Below are 278 nucleotides of genomic sequence, written 5' to 3'. Positions count from 1 at the left end.
CAGACTTTGTTTTAGAAGCTGTAAACCCAGCATCAAAACCTATAGAAGCTGAACCTGTAGGAACCGATCCTAAATTTCCCAATCCAGGTTCTCCAGGCAGGATAGAAGTGAAGAAAGAAAATCCTGTTATTAATACTACTGTAGAAACGGAAACCGAGGAAGAAGATGACACAAACAGAAGCAAAGGCATCGGCCCTGCTTTATCAGGCCCTATATTCCCTGAGATGTTGAGGATGCTTGATACCGGATTAGAGATAGAGGGATTGGAAAGGCATCAG

1 protein-coding gene is annotated in these 278 nt (G+C 43.2%); it reads left to right on the top strand.

Going from position 1 to position 278, the window contains the following annotated elements; all coding sequences use genetic code 11:
- Positions 1 to 278 (top strand): hypothetical protein (locus ABFY71_RS18840; protein ID WP_347947402.1); only part of this gene is annotated, 278 nt, incomplete at both ends.

It is taken from the genome of Devosia alba (assembly GCF_039938915.1).
Taxonomy (GTDB): domain Bacteria; phylum Pseudomonadota; class Alphaproteobacteria; order Rhizobiales; family Devosiaceae; genus Devosia; species Devosia alba.
The sequence above is the reverse complement of the archived record's forward strand: the minus strand, read 5'-3'. Positions and strand labels throughout refer to the sequence as shown.